Source organism: Chryseobacterium sp. HR92 (genome assembly GCF_045689405.1).
GTDB classification, from domain to species: Bacteria; Bacteroidota; Bacteroidia; order Flavobacteriales; family Weeksellaceae; genus Chryseobacterium; species Chryseobacterium viscerum_A.
Map to the genome: position 1 here is coordinate 4,441,949 of NZ_CP139139.1, position 22,491 is coordinate 4,464,439.

Genomic DNA, 22,491 nt, shown 5'->3' on the forward strand with positions numbered 1-22,491 from the left:
ACTTTAATACTTTTTACATTAATACAGTTTTCTACATATTTTTTACATCGTTTGGAATTTCGTAGAAAGTTGGGTGACGGTATAGTTTATCATCAGCCGGATCGAAGAAAGCTTCCTTATCCACCCCTTCCGAAGTCACAATGTATTTACTTGGAACTACCCAAACAGAAGTTCCTTCTTTTCTTCTTGTATAAACGTCTCTTGCATTCTGCAAAGCCATTTCTGCTGTTGGTGCCTGTACAATTCCAACGTGTTTGTGAGATAATCCCGGTTTAGTCTGAATAAACACTTCCCACATATCTAAATTTGCCATAGTCAGATTAATTTAACAATGTATCAATGTACCACTTCACCAATGAGATGCTTCGGCAAGCTCAGCATGACAAATTGATTGTTACATTTTTACATTGGTATATTGTTACATTATTATATTATTTCTTTTTGTTGTTTTTCTGCAAAAGCCGCCGCAGCGTCTTTTACCCAAGAGTTTTCTCTTTGCGCTTTTCTCTTCGTTTCGATACGCTTTTTATTGCAAGGTCCATTTCCTTTTAAGATTTCCATGAATTCATCCCAGGGAAGTTCTCCGAAATCATAATGCTGTCTTTCCTCATTCCATTTCAGGTCTTTATCCGGAACAGTTAATCCTAAGAATTCAGCCTGAGAAACGGTAACATCGATAAATCTCTGGCGAAGACTGTCGTTACTTTCTCTTTTTACTCTATAATTCATAGAAATCTTAGAGTTTGGTGAGCTGTCATCATTAGGCCCAAACATCATCAGAGCCGGCCACCAGAAACGGTTTAATGAAGCCTGAGCCATTTCTTTCTGTTGTTTTGTACCGCGGCACAATGCCATAAGAATCTCATATCCCTGTCTTTGATGGAAAGATTCTTCTTTACAAATCTTTACCATTGCTCTTGAATAAGGACCATAAGAATTCCCCATCAGCATTACCTGGTTCATAATCGCAGCACCATCTACCAACCAACCGATTGCACCGATATCGGCCCAACTCAAAGTAGGATAGTTGAAGATACTTGAATATTTTGCTTTTCCTTCCAGCATATCATCATAAGTAGCATCTCTGTCTGCTCTGATACTTCCGTCTCCTAAAGTTTCAGTGGCAGAATAAAGATATAACCCGTGGCCTGCTTCATCCTGAACTTTCGCCAAAAGAGCCATTTTTCTTCTCAATGAAGGTGCTCTGGAGATCCAGTTGGCTTCCGGCAGCATTCCAACAATTTCAGAATGGGCATGCTGTGAAATCTGACGAACCAATAGTTTTCTGTAATCATCCGGCATTACATCTTTTGGTTCTACTTTATTTTCGTCATGTACGTATTGTACAAATTTTTCTAAGTCCATTTTTTTTGTTTTTTTGTAAAATGTAAAAAGTATTAATGTATTCATGAATACATTTTACATTCAATCGTTAATACAATTTAAACATCATAATTAAGCATCACCACATTGGTTGTCGGGTGACATTGACAGGTAAGAACGAAGCCTCTGGCTACTTCTTCTTCGGTAAGTGCGTAGTTTTTCTCCATGAAAACTTCTCCTTCCAAAACTTCCGCTTTACACGTACAGCACACTCCTCCTTTACATGCAAAAGGTACAGGAAGATTGTCTTTCAATGCTTTATCTAAGATACTCTCTTTTTTAGAATTAAGGTGGAACGAATATTCATCATCATCAATGATTACCGTTACCATACTTTCAATGTTGGCAATTGCCTTGAATTCATCACTCATTTCCTCCGTATTTTCTTCATCAGGAGCGGTGAAATATTCAAATAACACCTGAATGGCAGGTACTTTTTTATCTTTTTTCAGATAGTCTGCGATGCCTTTGATCATTTCTGCAGGTCCACAAATGAAATAAGTAGCTTCTTTTACATCAATATCTGTGTATCTTTCAAATAGCTGCTCTAATTTTTCGGAAGAAATTCTTCCTTCAAAAACAGGATCTTCGTGTTTTTCACGGCTTACCAGATAAATCACCTTCAGTCTGCCATTGAAATGTTCTACCAGCCTATCAATTTCAGCTTTTCTTAAAATATGATTCATGCTTCTATTACTATAGAACAGGTAAGCATTACTGTTGGGTTCCTGATAAAGGCTTTCTTTAATATTGGATAAAACAGGGGTAATTCCGCTTCCTGCTGCCAAACCAACATAAGTCTTTACGTTGGTAGGATGATAAGAGGTATTAAAACCACCCATCGGAGGCATTACTTCCAGTATTTCATCCATGTGAAGATGCTCATTGAAATAGCCTGATACTTTTCCACCTTCAAGCAGCTTTACCAATACTTCTAGCGTATTGCTCTTTTCACTCGGAGCATTACAGATAGAGTAAGAACGTCTTTCTTCATTCCCGTTGATCATCATTCGGAAATTCAGATACTGTCCTTGTTTGAATCTGAATTTATCTTTCAGTTCTTCAGGAATTTCCACCGCCACACTGACTGCTTCGGAAGTGTCTTTCTGAACTTTAACTGTTTTAAGTTTATAAAATGAATTCATTATTTTTTAAGTATTCTATTAATTTTTCCACCTTCGCACTTCGGCAGGCTGTCCTGGGTATGAACTTTCACTTTCGTTGTAATTCCTACCCGTTTTTTTATTTCGTTTTCTATGTTTTTTCCAAAGTTCCCGACAAAATTAAAATAATCATCGGTATTTGCTTCTATTTTTTGTGTCTTTACCAGCTCATCATCTATTTCAACATCAATATCCAAAGCGATACACATATGTTCCTTTTCAATAGGTGTTAAATAATAATTAGGTACTACTCCTTCCACATAAGAGAAAGCCTCTTCAATCTGGCTTGGATAGACATTTACACCTCTCACAATCAGCATATCATCTGCTCTCCCGACAATGGGTTTCATTTTCACCATTGTTCTTTTGGCATTTTCATCATAGTAAAGACTTGTAATATCATTGGTCCAGTAACGAAGAAGCGGCATTGCTTTTTTCGTTAACGTTGTAATCACCAATACACCTTCTTCTCCAAAAGGAACCGGCTGCTTGGTAACCGGATCTAAAATTTCAGGATAAAAATGATCTTCCCAGATATAAGATCCTCCTTTTTCTTCGAAATCCTCCATTGAAACTCCTGGTCCGATAATTTCGCTCAACCCATAAATATTGGTTGCATGAACCCCTAATCTTTCTTCAATGTGGCCTCTGATAATTTCCGTCCATGGCTCTGAACCCAGCACAGCATATTTAAGACTGATCTCTTCTGCAGAAATTCCTCTTCTGGCAAATTCATCTGCAATAGTCAAAGCATATGATGGAGAGCAGCAGATTACTTCCGGCTTAAAATCTACAATCAAATCTACCTGTCTCGCTGTCATTCCTCCCGAAATAGGAAGAACGCTCATTCCCAACATTTCAGCTCCGTAATGAAGCCCTAATCCTCCTGTAAAAATTCCGTAACCATAGGCATTGTGCAGCTGCATTCCCGGTTTCGCTCCTGCAGCATTTAAAGATCTTGCTACAACTTCGCTGAAAAGGTCCACATCTTCTTTGGTATATCCTACCACTGTTGGTTTTCCTGTTGTTCCGCTTGAACAGTGAATACGTTGAAGCTCATTTTTAGGAACGGTAAATAAACCAAATGGATAGTTATCTCTTAAATCCTGCTTGTAAGTAATAGGAAGTTTCGTGATATCTTCAATCGACCTTATTTCCTGTGGAGATATTTGCAATTCATCAAATTTCTTTTTATAAAATTCCGACTTCTCCCCCAAATAGCTGATCAGGCTGATCAACCGGTCGGATTGAAGCTGTCTCAACTGACCCAGCTCCAGATATTCAACTGAAAAATCCATAAAACTAACTAACATTTGTTAGGTGTAAATTTAAAAAGATTTTATAAGCTGGCAAAATTTTTATGACTTTTGTCATATTTTGAATGATTCTAAATAAGAAAAATAAGTTGGGATTTCTTTTCTTGTAAAAAGTATAATGTAAAATGTATTAATGATTCTACTTGTGAGAGACTATATCTTCTGATTTCCAATAAGACCAAATAGGATTTTCTCTCTGATTTCATCTGTAATTGCATCAGTAGAATCGCTGCTTCTTTTGAACCAGAAATAGGAATTGTTTAAAGTATGAAGGATAAATCTTGTAGTAAATGATGGTGATTTCAGCTCCCAGTTTTCAGCTTTGTAGATCTCGGAAATCAGTTCTTCAACTTCCTGCTGATAGTTTTTTCTTAATTCTACAAATTCGGGAAGTTTTTCTTCCAGATGTCGCCATTCATTAGAATAAATATGAGTGACGTCACGGTTTTTAAGAACAACGGATAAGTGTTTATCCAGTAAAAGGTTCAATTTTTCTCTTGGAGCAATGTCTGTATTTTTTACTTCCTGAAGTTCATCAAAAAACTCCTGAGCAATGCCAAAACAAATCCATTCCAAAATTTCTTCCTTTGAACGGATATGTGCATACAGTGATGCTGCCTTGATATTGAGTTTCGTAGCCAAGTCTCTTACAGAACTTCCCATATACCCTTTCTCTTTGAAAAGCTCTACTGCTACGTCTAATATTTTTCTCTGTTTTTCTTTTAGTTCCATCTGGTAAAATGCAAAAGTAATTATTCTGATCCAAACTGCTTGTTTTTTAATCATAAAATGAAAAAGACTCCTCATCTTCTGTTTCACTGTTAGATCATTTCACCTGTTATGACTTTTTGTTCCTGATTTCAGAGAAATAATTACGAAATCGGAAATTTTGTCAAGTTAAATTTCCGTTAAAAATACAATATCCGGAAAATTTGTCCTATTTTTTTGTAAATTTAATAATTGAACACTTTTTGCGATACAGTCATCGAATAAATGATTAAATAATTGATGGCATTAAGAAACTGAGCCTCAAAATTTGGTTTCTTGATGTTTTTTTAAACTAAACTTTGAACAAATCATTACCAAAAATATATAAGATATGAACTTGAACCAATATACTGTAAAATCACAGGAAGCCATCCAGGCAGCACAACAGGTTGCTATGGAACTAGGCAACCAAAGTATCGAACCTCAACATCTCCTTGAAGGAATCTTTCAGGTGGATGAAAATATATCGCCTTTCCTACTTAAAAAATCTGAAGCAGATGCCAATTTAGTAAGAGAGCGCAACCGTGAAAATTTAGAAAAACTCCCAAAAGTACAGGGAGGAAACATTTACCTTTCACAATCTGCCAACAAAGTATTACTGGATGCTCCTAATATCGCCAAGAAAATGGGTGATGAATATGTAACGATTGAACATTTATGGTTATCTCTTTTGGAAACCAGCTCTGAAGTATCCAAAATGCTGAAAGATATGGGGGTAACCAAAAATCTGCTTGAAGGCGCTATCAAAGAATTAAGAAAAGGAAGCAAAGCTACTTCTGCAAGTTCGGAAGAGACTTATCAATCCTTAAATAAATATGCTAAAAACTTCAACGAATTAGCAGCAGAAGGCAAACTGGATCCGGTAATCGGACGTGATGAAGAAATCAGAAGGGTTTTACAGATCCTTTCCAGAAGAACAAAAAACAACCCAATCCTTATCGGGGAACCGGGTGTAGGTAAAACAGCCATTGCGGAGGGAATAGCCCACAGAATTATCAACGGTGACGTTCCTGAAAACCTGATGGATAAAACTTTATTCTCATTGGATATGGGAGCTCTGATTGCCGGAGCAAAATATAAAGGTGAGTTTGAAGAGCGCTTAAAATCTGTTGTGAATGAAGTCATCAAATCTGACGGACAGATTATACTTTTCATCGACGAAATCCATACTTTGGTGGGTGCCGGAGGTGGTGAAGGAGCAATGGATGCAGCCAACATCTTAAAACCTGCTTTAGCAAGAGGCGAATTGAGAGCCATTGGAGCGACTACTTTGAACGAGTATCAAAAGTATTTTGAAAAAGATAAAGCGTTAGAAAGACGTTTCCAAAAAGTAATGGTGGAAGAACCGGATACTGAATCTGCAATTTCGATCCTTCGTGGTATTAAAGATAAATATGAAGCTCACCATAAGGTAAGAATCAAAGATGAAGCAATTATTGCGGCTGTGGAAATGTCTCAAAGATATATTTCAGACCGTTTTCTACCGGACAAGGCGATTGACCTTATCGATGAAGCTTCTGCCAAACTGAGAATGGAAATCAATTCCAAGCCGGAAGAACTGGATGTTCTGGACAGAAGGCTGATGCAGCTGGAAATTGAACTGGCAGCTATTTCAAGAGAAGGCAATCAGACAAAAATTGATCATCTGAAGGAGGATATTGCTAAAATTTCCGAACAGAGAAATGAAATCAATGCGAAATGGCTGAAAGAAAAACAGAAAAGTGAAGATCTTACCCAGATCAAAAAAGATATTGAATCTCTGAAACACGAAGCTGAGAGAGCTTCCAGAGCCGGAGATTATGCAAAAGTAGCGGAGATCCAATACGGAAAACTTCGTGAAAAAGAAGAAGAGCTCAGCAAAGTAGAACTGGAAATGCAGAATCATCAGAATGAGCTGATCAAAGAAGAGGTTACTGCAGAAAACATCTCTGAAGTAATCGGTAAATGGACAGGTATTCCTGTAACCAAATTATTACAGTCCGAAAGAGATAAGTTATTGAATCTTGAGTCTGAACTACACCACAGAGTGGTTGGACAGGATGAGGCTATTCAGGCGGTTGCAGATGCTATCAGAAGAAACAGAGCCGGATTGAGCGATGATAAAAAGCCTATTGGTTCATTCTTATTTTTAGGAACAACCGGAGTAGGTAAAACCGAGCTGGCAAAAGCATTGGCTGAATTCTTATTTGATGACGAGAACAACATGACCAGAATTGATATGAGTGAATATCAGGAACGTCACAGTGTTTCGAGATTAGTAGGAGCGCCTCCAGGATATGTAGGATATGATGAAGGCGGACAACTGACTGAAGCTGTAAGAAGAAGACCTTATTCCGTAGTGCTTCTGGACGAAATTGAAAAAGCACACCCAGATGTTTTCAACACCTTACTTCAGGTTTTGGATGATGGTCGTCTGACAGACAATAAAGGGCGTGTAGTAAATTTTAAGAATTCAATCGTCATTATGACCTCGAATTTAGGTTCACACCTTATTCAGGAGAATTTTGAAAATCTTACTGAGGAAAATCAGGATGAAATTGTAGATAAAACAAAAGACGAGGTTTTTGATCTTTTGAAACAGACGCTGCGTCCGGAATTCCTGAACAGAATTGATGAGATTGTACTGTTCCAGCCTTTAAGAAAAAAAGAAATCGGAAAAATCGTTCAATACCAACTGAGAGGATTTAATGAAATGTTATCTAAAAGAAACATCATTATGACTTTCACTCAGGATGCAGTAGATTATCTGATGGAGAAAGGTTACGACCCTGCTTTCGGAGCAAGACCGTTGAAAAGAGTGATCCAGCAGGAAGTATTAAATAAACTGTCAAAAGAGATTCTTGCAGGAAATGTAAACGACGGAGACAGAATTACTCTGGATTACTTCGTAGAAACAGGTTTGGTTTTCAGACCTACTGAGCAATAAAATAGTTTTTTTCATATACATTATTTTTGTGAATAAGTGCTGTAGAGCGATCTGCAGCACTTATTTTTTTAAATTATTTTATCCTTATTAAGTGAAATAACATTGTATTTACGCTACTAATAACTAAAACAAAATCAGTATGAAAAAGCTAAAAAGAAATGATTTAAAGAAAATTGATGGTGGAATTGAACCATTCCCTATTATGTGTGGTGAGGACTGGAGTTGTCCCACCGGTCTTTGTTGTACAGCAGGACTCGTATGCAGAGATTGGAAAAAGTACCCTTGTATTTAAAGAACAGGCGGAGAAAAGTACTTTCTCCGCTTTTCTCTAGAGTAAAACCGCGTTTAAATTACCTTTAAATTGCTATACTTTACATACAATCCGTAAAAACACGGTAAAAATAACAGTATAATTCCCTATTAACTAATACATTTTCTAGCATATTTTTTCCGAAATTTGCATATTAATTGAATTTCATCCGTAAAATATTGCTAAGCTATGAATACAGAATCAAACAATCCGCTACAACCTGGAATAATGTCAAATAGTCTTATCCAGGCTCTGATTGACAATTACCGTCAAAATCATTTAAATGTGATCAATACCTCTTTAGGGATAGAAGATGCACATTCCATTTGGTTTGACCTTCCGAAATTAAAAAACTTCATTGCCACCATTGAAGCAGAAGCTGCCAAAGTGAACCCGGCTACCTCTACAGAAGATTTAGGCATTAGATTTTATTATGCCACTTATCCAAAGGCAGAAAACTGGTCTATTATGGATTCACATCCTGTTCCCGTAGCATATGCCGAAAAACATACATTAGTGATGATACCAACTTTGAAAAAAGCAAGTGAAACAGGAGAAATTGTTGATTTTGATTTTAATCCTTTCCAGACAGATGGAGAAAATTCAAGCCTAGCATTAAATTCACGCAATTTCACTCCATCCGGCAATGGTAATGGTGGCGGAGGTACTCAAGGTGATGATACTGGGCTTGGAGAAAATAGTGGAACACTTATTCCACCATCACCTCCAATGGGCACATCTTATTAATCACCATTCACATTCTTAAACACAATATGACTGAGATTCAAAAAATTTTTTCTTCATTCATGTATTGGGGAGAAGCCTTTGCAGCTTTAACCTCACTGATTTATTATAACCGTGTCAAAAAACAGCATTGGAAATACCTGGCAGTTTATCTGATTCTCATTTTTCTATGTGAATCGGCTGTAAAATGGGGAGAGAAGCCACTTAGAATAGACAGAATAAATTTTCACAATTATTTTGTGATTCCATTGCAGTTTATATTTTTTTATTGGCTGTATGCAAAAGAATCTCTGAAGAAAACAAAACTGTTCTATATCTTAACAGGGACGTATCTTTTAACATATATTCTCAGGGCACTTTTTTTCCCGGAAAAGAAAGTAATCTTTTCTTTCAATTACAATATAGGTTGCCTGCTCTTAATGGCTCTTGTCATTATGGAGTATTATAAGCAAGTCAATTCATCCGAGATTCTCAATTTCAGTAAAAACAAAATGTTTTATATCAATCTGGGAGTAACACTTTTTTATATAGCCAATCTACCATTTATGACATTTAACTCTCTTTTGTGGAAATATATAGATATCTGGGATATTTATTTTATATATTTTCAGGTTTCAGGAGCAGTTATGTATATTTTATTTGCAAGTTCATTCATATGGAGAAAACAGAACTCTTAATAACTCTTATTTCATTCAACATCTTTTTTTTGATGTTTGTAATAGCTGTATTTATTTATATCCGGAATTACAGGCAACGAAAAAAAGAGTACTTAAATGAAATTGAAAGAAAAAATGAACTTCATCAAAGAGAACTTCTGTCTACCCAACTAGAAATCCAGCAGGCCACTATGCAGCAGATTGGCCGGGAATTGCATGACAATATTGGCCAGAAACTTACCCTTGTAAGTCTTTATGTACAACAAATGCTTTATGAAAACAAAGTTTCTGAAGCAAGTGAAAGAATTGACCAGGTTTCACAGATTATTAATCAATCTCTGCAGGACCTTAGAAGCTTATCAAAAACATTAACGGATGACAACATCAACCAGAAGGAAATTGTAACTTTAATACAGGAAGAAGTAGACAATACCAATTCCTTTAAAAAGTGTATGGTCAGCTTTGAACATAATTTCAAACAACTGGATTTAGGTTTTGTTCATAAAAACGTTCTACTAAGAATTACTCAGGAGTTTATTCAGAACAGTATAAAACATTCTCATTGTAAAAATATATTTATCAGCCTGAACACTTCAGAAGATATCCTTTGGGAGCTTGATATCCGTGATGATGGAATCGGGTTTGATACTTCACAGATTAAATCCAACGGAATAGGTCTTACCAATATGAAAAACAGAGCTGAAATCATAGGAGCAAATTTTCATATGGAAAGCCAGGAAAATACAGGAACCCGCATCAATATTATCTTAAAAAAACAGTCATGAAGAAATCTATTGTAATTGTTGACGACCATATACTTATTGCAAAAGCCCTGGAAGGCATTATTGGCAATTTCAATGAGTTTGAAGTTATCTATGTGTGTGAAAACGGGAAGGATCTTATCCAAAAAATTGAAGAAGGAAATACCATTCCGGATATCATTCTTTTGGATATCAGCATGCCTATTATGGACGGTTTTGAAACTGCTGCCTGGCTTACAAAAAATCATCCTGCCATTAAAATCATGGCACTTAGTATGCAGGGTGACGACAACAGTGTAATCAAGATGATCAAAAGCGGAGCAAAAGGTTATCTTTTAAAAAACACCCATCCAAGAGATCTGGAAACAGCACTTACCCGATTGAGCAGCGACGGCTTCTTTTATCCGGACTGGGCTTCTAAAATTATTTTCTCTAACCTGAATAAAGAAACTGAAACTGAAATCGCTATAAGAATTTCAGACAGAGAAAAAGAATTCCTTAAATATACCGTAACAGAACTCAGCTATAAGGAAATTGCAGACAGAATGTGCTGCAGCCCAAGAACAGTAGAAAGCTATCGCGATCAGCTTTGTGAAAAACTGGATTTAAAAACCCGTGTCGGGCTCGCGGTTTTTGCTATTAAAAATGGTTTTGCAAACTAAAATCCATCTTGAAAAAATTCATAAAAAAGATGAATTTAAACGAAAAGAATTCATAAAAAAATAATCAAAACAAAAAACACAATAACAACTTCATCAAATTGATTAAAATTTAAAGTTTTTAACATAAAAATGAATTAAAACTAATACATCCACTTAAAAACAATCAATTCGATAAAGAAATGGCAAAAATATTTGCATATCAATTTCAAATAATATAAATTCACATCCTCAAACAAAATGATTTTGATATGAAAAAACTATTATTTGGAGCTCTTGCTCTTGGATTAATGTCTTCATGTAACAATGACAACATGACCAATCAAAATGAAGTACAAGCTGAACAGGAAACTTCTTCATTAGCATCAAAAAGAATTTGTCCATCAGAAGAAATGAGACAAGAGGCACTACAAAAAGATCCTGCACTCAGACAAAAGGTAGACGAAATTGAAGCTAATGCAAAAAGATTCTCCAATAATCTTGCTTTAGGAAAAGTTCTTGCAGATGGAACTGTTGAAATTCCGGTAGTTGTAAATGTAATTTATAAAACAACAGCACAGAATGTATCTGATGCAAGAATCGCAGAACAGATTGCTGTTTTAAATGCTGACTATGGAGGTACAAACAGTGATGCATCATTAATACCTACAGAATTTCAGGGGGTAAAGGCAGGGGATGCGAAAATAAGATTCAGACTGGTAAATACCATAAGAAAAGCAACTACCAAAACATCGTGGAGTAAAACAGACAGAATAAATAACACCATGAAAAAAGCCTCTACAGGAGGTATTGACGCTACTAACTCTACAAACTATTTCAATATTTGGATCGTTGGAAGTATGCCAGACCCACAAGGAAATATTCTTGGATATGCTACTTTTCCTGAAGATGCCGGAACATGGAAAGACGGTGTGGTACTTGCCGCTCCTTATGTTGGAAAAACAGGTGCTTCTGCTCCATTTAATCTTGGAAGAACTGCTACTCACGAAGTTGGACATTATCTAGGGCTTAGACATATCTGGGGAGATACCAATTGTGGTGATGATCTGATTGCAGATACACCTACCCAAACAACAGCCAACACAGGAAAACCAACTTATCCTCTTTACAATACTTGCTATGGAGTAAAAAGGTCTGTCATGTTTATGAATTATATGGATTATTCTGATGATAATTCACTCTATATGTTTACCGCAGGACAAAAAACAAAAATGCAGTCTGTGACAGCTTCTTCTGGAGCAAGATCCGGATTGAGAGTGTATTAAGACCTATTCTTTCACATATGTTCTAGAATCTATCCCACAACGGGATAGATTTTTTTTTACCTTTTTATGATTAAAATTCAGGAATACCATCTATGCATTAGCTCAGTAATTTATTCATACAAAAAAAGCCTCAATAACATTATATTATTTCATATAAAAAACACATAATCAGCAAAACAAACTTAAAAAGAGAACAATGCATGAAATACAACACTCCAATTATATTTTTTAAAGTATTTTCTTTATGAATTGTTTAAAGAAAAATATCCTACAAATTATATAGGGTATAAAATTATTTACGCTTAAAAACACACATAAATGTGAAATATAAAATAATTAATTCAAATTGATTAAAATTCAAAACAAAACCATTAAAACGTAAATAACATCAATAAAAACACTTATTCAATAGGTATTTATCAATTATTTTACAAAATAACTTGCATATCAATTTTAAATAATATAATTTCACATCCACAACCAAATTATATTATAACGATATGAAAAAAATCCTATTTGGAGCCCTTGTCCTGGGCTTTATGTCGGCATGTAACACTGACAACTTATCTAATCAAAATGAAACACCCGTGGATCAGGAATCTTCTGCTCCAAGTGCTCTCAAAAGAGGCTGTGCTTCGGAAGGAATAAGACAGGCAATGCTCCTGAAAAATCCTGCACTAAAGCAAAAAATGATTGATATTGAATCCGGTACTGAAAAATTTGCAGAAAATCTTAAAGTAGGAAAAGTTCTGGCAGATGGAACTGTTGAGATTCCGGTGGTTTTTAATGTAATTTACAACACTTCCGCTCAAAATGTTTCCGATGCAAGAATCGCGGAACAAATTGCTGTGTTGAATGCTGATTATGGTGCCACCAATTCTGATATCAATAAAATTCCTTCTGCATTTCAACCTGTGGCAGCAGGAGATGTAAAAATCCGTTTCAAATTAGTAGCTACCAACCGTAAACAAAGTACAAAAACAGGATGGAGATCTGATCTTGAACAAATGAAAAAAGCGAGCACAGGTGGTATTGATGCTACTGATGTGACTAAAAATATGAATATATGGGTAGTTAATTCAATCCTTGACGAAAATAACCAACCTGGAACTTTAGGCTATGCTTATTATCCTGAAAATGCAGGAGAATGGTATGATGGTCTTGTAATTGGATATCAGTATATAGGAAAAACCGGTGCTTCTGCTCCGTTCAATTTAGGAAGAACAGTAACTCACGAAGTAGGGCATTATCTAAATCTTCCACACCTTTGGGGATCTTCCGATGCAGGCTGCCAGACAGATTACTCTAATGATACACCTGTGTCTCCAGGCCCTAACTATGGAAATCCCACCTATCCTCTGAACAGAGCTTGTGGAGGAGTAAGCCGTTCTCAAATGTTTATGAACTATATGGATTATGTGGATGACAAATCCATGGTAATGTTCTCTGCTAATCAAAAAACAAGAATGCAGGCCGTAGTAGCAGCATCCGGACCTAGATCTGGATTAAGATAATCAATTCAGTTTAAATATTATAAAAACATTAAAATAGTCTATCTCAATTTTTGGGATAGATTTTTTTAATATTTTTACCTGACTTAAATTTCAGCACCACTACGATGAAAAAATTAGCATTAGCATCAGGAATACTATTGCATTTATACTGTATTAAAGCTCAGGATACCATCAAAACTAAAACACAGGATACCATCCAAGCCAGGAATCTGATGGAGGATATCGCACTTATAAATTCTTCCGACTGTGTATTTCAGAATAAGACTCCTTTTTTCAAAAAAGAATGGATGAAAAAATCAGTAGCTCCGGCCCTTCTTTTTACCGCTGCTGCTGCAACATGGGGAGAGAAAGAGAATATCCGCGAGGTACGAAACCGATACCTTCCCAATTTCAAGTTCAAATTTGATGATTATCTTCAGTATGCTCCAGCTGCCACAGTTTACGGATTAAAACTGGCAGGTGTAAAGGGACGCAATAATATTGGAAGAGCAACCTTATCTTATGGTACAAGCTTAGCCATCATGGCTATTTTAGTGAATTCTATTAAATATACTGCAAAAGTGGAACGTCCGGACGGATCCAAAAACAATTCATTTCCATCAGGACATGCTGCAATGGCTTTTACCAATGCTAGTTTTCTGCACAAAGAATATGGTATGGTAAACCCAGCCTATAGTATTGCAGGATATGGTTCCGCCGCTATTACCGGACTTGGCCGAAATTTAAATAACAGACACTGGGTTCCGGATATTCTTGCCGGAGCTGGTATTGGAATTATATCAACAGAACTGGGGTATTTTTTTATTGATAAAATTTATAAAAATAAAGGAGACAATTTAAGTATCTTATCGAGAATACAAGGAAATGATTATCCGTCTTTTCTCGCCCTGAAGATGGGCACCGCACTAGGTACAACCAATTTCCTGAGGGAATCTGAACTGGATGACAAAAAACAAATCGGTTTTGAAGGCGGACTGGAGGGAGCTTATTTCTTTTCAAAAAAATGGGGTGTGGGTGCAGATGTAGCCTTCAGCAGCTTTCCTATTAAATCTCAAAGAATAACCTTTGATGACGGACAGGATTTTGGGGACCATGAAATTAAAACACAATCTATGGGCTTTCTGGCTGCAGGTATTGGCCCATATTTTTCTCATGAATTCTCAGATAAATGGCAGCTTACTTTAAAGCTCACCGGAGGGTATGCCGCTACTGCCAGTGGAAAAGTATTTGTAAAAGGAAATGATATTGATGCTCCTAATCACGAACTGCAGATCGCCCGATATAAACCCAAACCTGCTTTCCGATGGAATACAGGAGCTGCTATGACCTACAAATTCAATCCGGGATTGGGTCTTACTTTCTATACAGATTATAATCAGATCAATTCCACGATCCGGTATTATTTCAGTGATGAGATCAAAGAAAGCACTGAGCTGGATCAGGAACTTAACAACCTGATTGCTAAAGAAAAAATCAATTATATTACATTAGGTTTGAGATTAACCGCCTATTTTTAAAAATACAAAAGCCTTCAGAATCTGAAGGCTTTTACTTTATAAGTTTTTCTGGTTATTTTCCGGAGTATAATCCATAAACAGATCTCCATCCAGCTTTACAGATTTTACTTTCTTCTTAATAGGAATAACAAGATCAGTAAGTTTCTGATCTTTTTCCCAAACGGAAGGAGAGAAATGCAGTTTTTCTGTAGTCCCGTCTTCATATGACAATAGAGCATCAAACGGAATTGCAAAACCACCTACATTGGCTACATTTACTGTAAGCATATCATTAATCTGTGATGCACCTGTTACTTTTAAATCAATATAATTATTGGTATAAAACCAGTTTTGGAAGAACCAGTTCAGATTTTTCCCTGATCCGGTGTTCATAGAGTTAAAATAATCCCATGGAACCGGATGCTTTCCATTCCAGTTATCCATATAATGATGCAATGCTTTTTTGAACAGTTCGTCTCCTAAATAATCTTTCAAGGCCAGGTAAGACAGAGAGGCTTTTACATAAGAATTGTTTCCATATCCGGCACCGCTCACCTGTGTACTCATCGTAATCACTGGCTGGTCCTGTTCGGCTGAAGGATCATTGATCCATTTTTTAACACGGAAGTTTTTATAAAATTCTTTAGCTGCTGCTTCTCCGTTTTCATCAATTCCTATAAGATATTCTAGGGTGGTAGCCCAGCCTTCATCCATAAATGCATATCTCGTTTCATTGATTCCCATATAAAAAGGGAAATAAGTGTGAGCAATTTCATGATCTGCTGTCAGCCTTGCATCCTGAAGATCATCAGGAATACTGGTATCATTGATCATCATTGGATATTCCATATCTGCATATCCTTGAATAGCGGTCATTACGTTGTAAGGATATTCTACTCCAGGCCAGTTTTTAGAGAACCAATCAAGGTTATAACGCATCCAGTCAACATAATGTTCAAAATCTTTCGCACCATTTTTATATCCTGCCTGAACACTTGCTCTTTTTGATTTTAACTGAACACTTGCTGCATCCCACACATAATGGCTGCTCATTGCAAAACAGAAATCGGTGATGTGGCTGGCTTTAAATTTCCATACATTCCATTTATTGGGTTTGGTCACTTTTCCCGACTTCATTTCCTGCTCAGTAGCAATCTTCATTACTTTATCACTTTTTAATGAAGCTTTATATCTTTTTAAATACTCAGGCTGAAGTACTGCTTCCGGGTTCAGGAAATCTCCTGTTGCCCAAACTACAAAATTCTTTGGCGCGGTGATGGCAAAGCTATAGTCATTGAAGTCGTTATAAAACTCCTGTCTGTCTGAGTGTGGAAGCATATCCCATCCGTTGTAATCATCATATACAGAAATTCTTGGAAAAGAATAAGCTACATAGAATGTCTCAGGGTCTATCTGTCCTTCTCTCCCACTTTGTACTGAAAGCGGATATTCCCATTCAATTTTTACTTCAGCTTTTGATTTAGGCTTTAAAGCTGTTTTTAATTTCACTTTTTCAACAGTACTCCAATCATCACTGTTGATATCATATTTTGCTCCGTTTACAATGAAAGATTTAATTTTAAGTCCTGAAGACAGAAAATCTTTAGACACAAATCCTGATCTTGGTGACTGCGGTTTATGAAGGTTATTCACAAAACGTATAGCCAGTTCATTCAGATTATCCGGACTATTGTTCGTATAGACAATGGTTTCTTTTCCGGAAACCATTTTTGTATTGGCATCCACCTTCACATCCACATTATACGCTCCCTTATTCTGCCAATAGTTTTTACCTGGCGCTCCGGAGATATCGCGGGTTCCATTTTCATACGCTTTTTTGATATTTCTCGGCATATATAGTTCCTGTGCAGACAATTGTAATAAGGAAACGACCATCAGCATTCCGGAAAAAATTTTCTTCATAATGACCTTTTTAAAAATAGGTATCAAAAATAACGAAAATGTGACACCAGAAGATCATTTCTTTTGTAATAATATTTTATAGCAATGACTTTTCTATCATATTATTCTACAGCCTGTCCTGTTCGGCAGTTTTCTTTATTGTTTTTGCATTTTTCACAGACTGATTTCCAAAATTGAATTTCAATGAAAACGAAATGCCTTGAGCATCCGTATAATCGAGAAAATAATTATCCTGATTCGCGTATTTTGTACTGACTTTCTGACCTGTTGTTCTGAAAATATCAGTGAATATAAGACTTGCTTCCAGTTTTTTATTAAAGAACTTTCTGTTCATTACAAAATATGCCGACCAGACAGCAGAAATCCTGAAAGTCCCTTGTATTCCGGGAGAATAGTATCGGTGTCCCATTTCCATTTTCCAATCATTATTTTTATTCAGGGTAAAACTGGTTGAGATATTGGATACCCAGTTCCAGACTTTATTTTTATATAGCATTCCGTCTGTTCCTTTGAAAAAATTTTCGTTGTGTTCAAGGTTTTCAGACATGATGATATTCCACCATGGTTTGACCTGAAAATTTTTATACAGGCTTAATCCGAAAGCTTCTCCTTTTTCAATATTGGTAAAATAATAGATGAGACTATTGGTGCTTGGTTCCTGATATGAAATTTCCATAGATGGATATATTTCTTTCCGGTAATATAGATCCAGATTCCAGTCTTTCCAGGAATAGGTAAGATTGAGATTATGAGTAATTGTTGCTTTTAATTTTGGATCTCCCTGATAATATGAAAACAGATTGTAGTAAGATTTCGCAGGATTCAACCATGAATAGGAAGGCCTGCTGATCCTTTTCCCATAAGAGAAACCGAATTCCTGTTTATTTTCTGTGGTATATTGTGCATAAAAAGTGGGGAAAAATTTCCAATAATTGCTTTTATTCAATTCATAAGGTTCAGAGACTACACCTTCAAGATCTGTCATTTCTGCACGAAGCCCTCCTTTGAAGTTCCATTTTCCAATATTATAGGCTAATGAAGAATACAGGGCAAAATTGTGTTCTTTATAATCAAAGATACTGCTCTTTTCAGGTCTGTATTGCAGTGTTCCATTTTCATTATCAGAGAAATCAAGTGTACTGCTTGTCTTTACAAAACTATATTTTGCTCCGGATTCCAGCTCCAGTTTATCATCTTTCCATTGATAATCAAACTGAGTGGAATATAGCTGAACATCCGCTTTGTTCTTTGTAAGAAAATTATCTTCTTTTGGAGGCTGGCCTGCAAAGTTCAGATCGGTGATTACATTCTGAAATTTATCGGCATTGTTTCCGGTAAAATAGTTAATCCATGAAAGATTGCTTTTCTTATTCAGCTTCCGATCTATCTGAAAACTTACAGAATTATTAATGGAACGTGAGCGGTGATCATTGACTGTGGTATAATTAGATTCTACGATATCCTGACTATTATAGATCAGTGTAGGGACATTGTAGGTTCCGAAGGATTTTGGAGAAAAATACCCTGAGTAGTTGAGGCTTGCATTGGTCAAACTGTCCAATTCATATTCCACATTAAAATTCAGGGTATTCTGGTTATTGTTTTTATCCTTCCTGTTCATCGTACTGACCCATCGGGTTTGGCTTTCCGGGTAGTTCACATAGTCTGTTCCTTCCCGGTAGTACGTCCCCAGCCCTCTATAATAGCTCCCCATAATGGAAAGTTTATCTTTTTTATAATATTGGGAAAGACCAAAAACGCCTTTCGCATATTGTGTCTGTACATATTTGGATGAGAGAATTCCGCGGTAACCTTCAATTTTATTCTTTTTCAGAACGATATTCAGTACTGCACTTCCTGAAGCTTCATATTTCGCAGGTGGATTGGTAATCACTTCTACTGACTTCACTTCATCTCCCTGTGTATTTTCCAGAAGATTTTTCAGTTCATCTCCTGTCAGCATTACCTTTTTATCATTAATAGTCACCAAAATTCCGGTACTTCCTTTTACTCCGAGTACATCATTATTTATTGTGACACTGGGTGTATTTTTTAGAATTTCCCAGGCATTGAGTGATGAAATATTGCTGTTTTCAACATTAAATTCCAGGCGGTCTACTTTTCTTTTCACCAAAGGCTTGCGCTTGGTCATTACAACGCCTTCTATTTCCTGGGGTTCTTTTTTAAGAACAATATTCAGGGGCTCAGGTTCTTTCAGATCAATCTTTTTCTCAAATAAAGAGTATCCCTGATTTTTAATCACCAGTTTTACATCCTGTTCTGCTATGTTCTCCAGTACAAACTTCCCATTTTCGTCTGTTTTTAATTCTTTGATTAATGCATTCTGAGCATTATACACTTCTACCTTTACTGATGAAAGTTTTTCATTCTCGATATTCACCACTGTACCTCCAGTTTTTTGTTTCTGGGCAAGAATCAAGGCTGAAAAACACAGAAAAAAAAGAATTTTATACATGGCTATTTTTTTATCCTCTCAAACAAAATCACTGTTCTGTTTTATGGGGACAAAATTCTGTATTGAAAAGGAGAATTTCGGTTAATAGACGGTTAATGATGGGTTAATATCTTTTTCTTTAAAATAATAAACCCTGAACTCGCAAATTCAGGGTTTAAAATCAATAGAGTCTGTTTCTATGGATAAGGAATTGCTTTATCCAGTTCTATCGGATTATAATATTTTTTGATGTCTATCTGTGTTTGTTTGGTCAAACCTGCGAACTCCTCTTTACTTTTGATTTGCTGCCCATTAATGCGTACATTCCAGTCCGGTTGAAATTCGGTTCTCATTCTGGCATAAGGATCATTATAAAACTCCAGATTCAGTTTCACCCATTTCTTAAAGTCAATGGCAATAGGAGCCAATGAATAATGCTTTTCGAGAAAGCCTGTTGTATCATATGTTTTGGAGAGATTACTATTTCGCGAGAAAGAATATATAAAATCTTTCTTATCATCCTCCACATACAGAACCAATCCCGGAAGTCCTCTAAATTTATATGGTCCTTCAGGAATGTTGATATCCGGAGTAAACCAGGCAGTCCAGTTTCTTCCTCCAAACATGGCAGTTGCTTTTTGCAATTTATAATTGTTGATCTTTTTAGTATCAGCCTCTATTTTCCATTGAATATTATTCTCCGTTTCAAAAACATAATAATACGGCATCATCATAATCTGAACAAAGTTTTTATTTATATTGGAATTTCTTTTTCGGATAATAGTCTGTCCGGACTGGCTGGTATGCTGAGAAGAAACTCCTCCATGAAGAATATTCAGAGAATCGCTCGTTAAAAATTCAAATTCATAAAACTTTACTTCCTCCGGATTGATATCCAGCACCATTTCTTCTTTATCATATCCTGTACCGTTAGGTTCTATTCTGTATTGAAGTTCATATATAAAACGATGTGTTTGAGCATTGATGATCATCCCAAATAACAGAACAAGAAGAATGAATATCTTTTTCATTAATTAATAGTTTTTTATTTTCTAAAATTACCAAAAAACACACTAATCATCAGGTTAATAAAAGGTTAATGATAAAAATATTATTTCAGTAAAATGGTAAAGCTTTATCTTTGTTTCAATGATAGCCAAGAGTAAAATTCTGATTTCGGTTTTTGCTGCTCTGTTCCTGCTTTTACTGGGAATACAGATCTACTTTATGTATAAGACCTATCAGGTAAAAGAAAGGGATATCTACAGATCCGTGAATGACGGGCTTACCCATTTTACAGACAGTCTTGAAGACATCCAGGAGGTGAAAGAAAGAAATGATGACTCTCTCCAGAACATCATTATAAGGTATCATAATAAGGAGATCAACAAAAAGGATTTTCTGAATTATTTTATAGAAAACAGAAAATCTGCCAGAGAAAGACTGATTCATTATATCAACAGCCGCTACCAGAAAGACGGTTATGAGATTTCTGCCAGAATCCGGTACTTGTCTATTGTTCATCTTCCAGACAGCACAAAAGTAATTACAGAACCAATTGTTATTTTTGAGACACAGGATAAGCTTAAAAATCCCCGTATTGCAAGTAATGGAAGTTGGGAAACCTCAACATCTAAAAGAGATGATTCGGATGAAGGGCAGGTTGAAAAAAGAAATACTTTTCTTGTTAAAACCCAAACAGATTTTGAGATCAGAAATATCAAGAGTATTGTTTTCAAAGAGCTTACGTTATTGATTATTTGCTGTGTGATTCTTCTTTCGGGAGTTCTTCTGCTTTATATTTTCACAATTAGAAATCTGATCCGGCAGCAAAAGCAGGTGGAAGTTCTCCACACCATTGTGGATAACATTTCACATGAGTTTAAAACTCCGATCGCTACTTTAAAAATAGCTTCAAAAGCATTAAAAAAAGAATGGAATCCGGAAACGCTTCCTCTTATCGAAAGGCAGATTTCCAGGCTTGAAAGCTTGATGTACCAACTTCATAAAGATGAAATACCGGATGAAATGACAGCCATACAACCTGAAGACTGGAACTTTTTCATTCAGGATCTTGCTGTTACTTATTCCGATACTGATTTTAACCTTACAAATTCAGTCTCACACCAGCTTCCTTTTGATAAAAACCTGATGGAAACAGTCATTAAAAATCTTTGTGAGAACAGTGTAAAGTATGGAGCTTCTGCTGTGAAAATAAATATCTGCAACAGTTCTCAACACTTAGAAATCGAAGTTTATGACAATGGTCAGGGTATGGAAACGAAAGAACTTAATCATATTTTCGAAAAATTCTACAGAATACAGAACAACAATATTCACAATAGCAAAGGGCTTGGACTGGGGCTTTATTTTGTGAAGAAAATCGTTGCCAATTATGGTGGCAAAATAGACGTATCCAGCCAGCTTAATACAGGTAGTACTTTTAAAATATCAATTCCTTATGAAAACTAAAATCCTTCTGGCAGAAGACGATCCGGATTTCGGAATGATTCTTAAGCATTATCTTGAATTGGAAGATTTTGAAGTCAGCTGGTTTCAGAATCCTGAAGACATAGTACCATTGCTTCAGGCTGATTTTCCTTTTCAGATAGGAATACTGGATGTGATGATGCCTAATTTAGATGGTTTTTCACTGGCGAAAATGATCATCAAAGAAAGAAGTAATTTTCCATTGTTATTTTTAACAGCCAAAAATCAAAAAATTGACCGATTGACCGGGTTGAAAATAGGTGCCGACGATTATATTGCGAAACCCTGCGATCCTGAAGAACTTGTTCTGCGAATTAAAAATATTCTGAAGAGAACACTTCCCGCCGTTACAGAAAGTCTAATAAAAATCGGAGCGTTTTCGTTGGATACCACTAAACTTCTGTTGTCACATCCTAACGGAAACAACCGGCTGACCATACGGGAACAGGAGCTCCTACTGTATCTTCTGAAATACAACCGATCTATCATTACAAGGGATAACATTCTGGATAATCTCTGGGAAACCAATGATTATTTTACCGGAAGAAGTCTTGATGTGTTTATCAGCAGGCTTCGTAAATATTTCAACAGTGATCCTCAAATAAAAATCCAGTCCCTGAGAGGAATTGGATTTGAAGTTGATTTTCCAACCCATTGATTTT

18 protein-coding genes are annotated in these 22,491 nt (G+C 36.0%); 10 read left to right on the forward strand and 8 right to left on the reverse strand.

The genetic code is table 11. The features are described from left to right. Positions 1–31 precede the first annotated feature (31 nt). The 5 genes from paaB to SFA27_RS20150 all read right to left on the reverse strand — a co-directional run bounded on the left by paaB (position 32) and on the right by SFA27_RS20150 (position 4,648). A complete protein-coding gene (gene paaB / locus SFA27_RS20130) occupies positions 32–313 on the reverse strand; it encodes a 1,2-phenylacetyl-CoA epoxidase subunit PaaB (protein WP_002981782.1) in 282 nt (93 codons plus the stop codon). Positions 314–426: 113 nt separating this feature from the next. Beyond that, on the reverse strand, positions 427–1,365 hold the full coding sequence (gene paaA, locus SFA27_RS20135) for a 1,2-phenylacetyl-CoA epoxidase subunit PaaA (protein ID WP_407294487.1): 939 nt from the start codon (positions 1,363–1,365) through the stop codon (positions 427–429). Positions 1,366–1,442: 77 nt separating this feature from the next. Further along, positions 1,443–2,528 carry a 2Fe-2S iron-sulfur cluster-binding protein gene (locus tag SFA27_RS20140; protein WP_407294489.1) on the reverse strand — a complete coding sequence of 362 codons (1,086 nt, stop codon included), beginning with the start codon at positions 2,526–2,528 and terminating at the stop codon, positions 1,443–1,445. Next, entirely contained in the window at positions 2,528–3,844 is a 1,317-nt protein-coding gene (locus SFA27_RS20145; RefSeq protein WP_407294491.1) for a phenylacetate--CoA ligase family protein, read from the reverse strand. The genes SFA27_RS20140 and SFA27_RS20145 overlap by 1 nt, the downstream gene beginning before the upstream one ends. Positions 3,845–4,015: 171 nt before the next feature. Further along, positions 4,016–4,648, reverse strand: a complete 633-nt coding sequence (locus SFA27_RS20150) for a TetR/AcrR family transcriptional regulator (RefSeq protein ID WP_407294493.1) — start codon at positions 4,646–4,648, stop codon at positions 4,016–4,018. A 313-nt stretch (positions 4,649–4,961) separates the two neighbouring features. On the opposite strand from SFA27_RS20150, the gene clpB reads away from it, so the two are divergent. From clpB to SFA27_RS20190, 8 genes are all read left to right on the forward strand, one after another. Next, positions 4,962–7,556 carry an ATP-dependent chaperone ClpB gene (gene clpB / locus SFA27_RS20155; protein WP_407294495.1) on the forward strand — a complete coding sequence of 865 codons (2,595 nt, stop codon included), beginning with the start codon at positions 4,962–4,964 and terminating at the stop codon, positions 7,554–7,556. Positions 7,557–8,055: 499 nt separating this feature from the next. Further along, positions 8,056–8,613, forward strand: coding sequence for a hypothetical protein (locus tag SFA27_RS20160; protein ID WP_407294497.1), 558 nt, complete (start codon positions 8,056–8,058; stop codon positions 8,611–8,613). Between the two features lie 26 nt (positions 8,614–8,639). After that, the gene (locus tag SFA27_RS20165) at positions 8,640–9,287 is read left to right on the forward strand and encodes a hypothetical protein (protein ID WP_407294499.1); all 648 of its coding nucleotides are present in this window, start codon (positions 8,640–8,642) and stop codon (positions 9,285–9,287) included. A gap of 32 nt (positions 9,288–9,319) precedes the next feature. Further along, a complete protein-coding gene (locus tag SFA27_RS20170; protein ID WP_407294501.1) occupies positions 9,320–10,051 on the forward strand; it encodes a sensor histidine kinase in 732 nt (243 codons plus the stop codon). Then, a complete protein-coding gene (locus SFA27_RS20175; protein ID WP_407294503.1) occupies positions 10,048–10,689 on the forward strand; it encodes a response regulator in 642 nt (213 codons plus the stop codon). Before SFA27_RS20170 ends, SFA27_RS20175 begins: the two co-directional genes overlap by 4 nt. A gap of 248 nt (positions 10,690–10,937) precedes the next feature. Further along, the gene (locus SFA27_RS20180) at positions 10,938–11,951 is read left to right on the forward strand and encodes a zinc metalloprotease (protein ID WP_047373958.1); all 1,014 of its coding nucleotides are present in this window, start codon (positions 10,938–10,940) and stop codon (positions 11,949–11,951) included. Positions 11,952–12,451: 500 nt separating this feature from the next. Further along, positions 12,452–13,465, forward strand: coding sequence for a zinc metalloprotease (locus tag SFA27_RS20185; RefSeq protein WP_407294505.1), 1,014 nt, complete (start codon positions 12,452–12,454; stop codon positions 13,463–13,465). Between the two features lie 104 nt (positions 13,466–13,569). After that, complete coding sequence (locus tag SFA27_RS20190; RefSeq protein ID WP_407294507.1) at positions 13,570–14,982, forward strand: phosphatase PAP2 family protein; 1,413 nt, start codon at positions 13,570–13,572, stop codon at positions 14,980–14,982. 36 nt (positions 14,983–15,018) lie between these two features. Here the strand turns inward: SFA27_RS20190 and SFA27_RS20195 are convergent, their stop codons facing one another. The 3 genes from SFA27_RS20195 to SFA27_RS20205 all read right to left on the reverse strand — a co-directional run bounded on the left by SFA27_RS20195 (position 15,019) and on the right by SFA27_RS20205 (position 20,370). Beyond that, the gene (locus tag SFA27_RS20195) at positions 15,019–16,884 is read right to left on the reverse strand and encodes a M1 family metallopeptidase (RefSeq protein WP_407294509.1); all 1,866 of its coding nucleotides are present in this window, start codon (positions 16,882–16,884) and stop codon (positions 15,019–15,021) included. Between the two features lie 106 nt (positions 16,885–16,990). Then, complete coding sequence (locus SFA27_RS20200; protein ID WP_407294511.1) at positions 16,991–19,360, reverse strand: outer membrane beta-barrel family protein; 2,370 nt, start codon at positions 19,358–19,360, stop codon at positions 16,991–16,993. A gap of 176 nt (positions 19,361–19,536) precedes the next feature. Next, positions 19,537–20,370: a GLPGLI family protein gene (locus SFA27_RS20205; RefSeq protein WP_407294513.1), complete on the reverse strand. Its 834-nt coding sequence runs from the start codon at positions 20,368–20,370 to the stop codon at positions 19,537–19,539. A gap of 118 nt (positions 20,371–20,488) precedes the next feature. Here SFA27_RS20205 and SFA27_RS20210 point away from each other — a divergent pair, with 118 nt between their 5' ends. Together SFA27_RS20210 and SFA27_RS20215 are read left to right on the forward strand one after the other, a co-directional pair. Continuing rightward, positions 20,489–21,811 carry a sensor histidine kinase gene (locus tag SFA27_RS20210; RefSeq protein ID WP_407294515.1) on the forward strand — a complete coding sequence of 441 codons (1,323 nt, stop codon included), beginning with the start codon at positions 20,489–20,491 and terminating at the stop codon, positions 21,809–21,811. After that, positions 21,801–22,487 (forward strand): response regulator transcription factor, encoded by a 687-nt coding sequence (locus tag SFA27_RS20215; protein WP_407294517.1) that lies wholly within the window; start codon positions 21,801–21,803, stop codon positions 22,485–22,487. The genes SFA27_RS20210 and SFA27_RS20215 overlap by 11 nt, the downstream gene beginning before the upstream one ends. Positions 22,488–22,491: the final 4 nt, after the last annotated feature.

What these genes read in the sequence shown, in the direction of transcription:
- paaB (WP_002981782.1), bottom strand. Translation starts at nt 313, where the DNA reads ATGGCAAATTTAGATATGTGGGAAGTGTTTATTCAGACTAAACCGGGA.
- paaA (WP_407294487.1), bottom strand. Translation starts at nt 1,365, where the DNA reads ATGGACTTAGAAAAATTTGTACAATACGTACATGACGAAAATAAAGTA.
- SFA27_RS20140 (WP_407294489.1), bottom strand. Translation starts at nt 2,528, where the DNA reads ATGAATTCATTTTATAAACTTAAAACAGTTAAAGTTCAGAAAGACACT.
- SFA27_RS20145 (WP_407294491.1), bottom strand. Translation starts at nt 3,844, where the DNA reads ATGGATTTTTCAGTTGAATATCTGGAGCTGGGTCAGTTGAGACAGCTT.
- SFA27_RS20150 (WP_407294493.1), bottom strand. Translation starts at nt 4,648, where the DNA reads ATGATTAAAAAACAAGCAGTTTGGATCAGAATAATTACTTTTGCATTT.
- clpB (WP_407294495.1), top strand. Translation starts at nt 4,962, where the DNA reads ATGAACTTGAACCAATATACTGTAAAATCACAGGAAGCCATCCAGGCA.
- SFA27_RS20160 (WP_407294497.1), top strand. Translation starts at nt 8,056, where the DNA reads ATGAATACAGAATCAAACAATCCGCTACAACCTGGAATAATGTCAAAT.
- SFA27_RS20165 (WP_407294499.1), top strand. Translation starts at nt 8,640, where the DNA reads ATGACTGAGATTCAAAAAATTTTTTCTTCATTCATGTATTGGGGAGAA.
- SFA27_RS20170 (WP_407294501.1), top strand. Translation starts at nt 9,320, where the DNA reads ATGTTTGTAATAGCTGTATTTATTTATATCCGGAATTACAGGCAACGA.
- SFA27_RS20175 (WP_407294503.1), top strand. Translation starts at nt 10,048, where the DNA reads ATGAAGAAATCTATTGTAATTGTTGACGACCATATACTTATTGCAAAA.
- SFA27_RS20180 (WP_047373958.1), top strand. Translation starts at nt 10,938, where the DNA reads ATGAAAAAACTATTATTTGGAGCTCTTGCTCTTGGATTAATGTCTTCA.
- SFA27_RS20185 (WP_407294505.1), top strand. Translation starts at nt 12,452, where the DNA reads ATGAAAAAAATCCTATTTGGAGCCCTTGTCCTGGGCTTTATGTCGGCA.
- SFA27_RS20190 (WP_407294507.1), top strand. Translation starts at nt 13,570, where the DNA reads ATGAAAAAATTAGCATTAGCATCAGGAATACTATTGCATTTATACTGT.
- SFA27_RS20195 (WP_407294509.1), bottom strand. Translation starts at nt 16,884, where the DNA reads ATGAAGAAAATTTTTTCCGGAATGCTGATGGTCGTTTCCTTATTACAA.
- SFA27_RS20200 (WP_407294511.1), bottom strand. Translation starts at nt 19,360, where the DNA reads ATGTATAAAATTCTTTTTTTTCTGTGTTTTTCAGCCTTGATTCTTGCC.
- SFA27_RS20205 (WP_407294513.1), bottom strand. Translation starts at nt 20,370, where the DNA reads ATGAAAAAGATATTCATTCTTCTTGTTCTGTTATTTGGGATGATCATC.
- SFA27_RS20210 (WP_407294515.1), top strand. Translation starts at nt 20,489, where the DNA reads ATGATAGCCAAGAGTAAAATTCTGATTTCGGTTTTTGCTGCTCTGTTC.
- SFA27_RS20215 (WP_407294517.1), top strand. Translation starts at nt 21,801, where the DNA reads ATGAAAACTAAAATCCTTCTGGCAGAAGACGATCCGGATTTCGGAATG.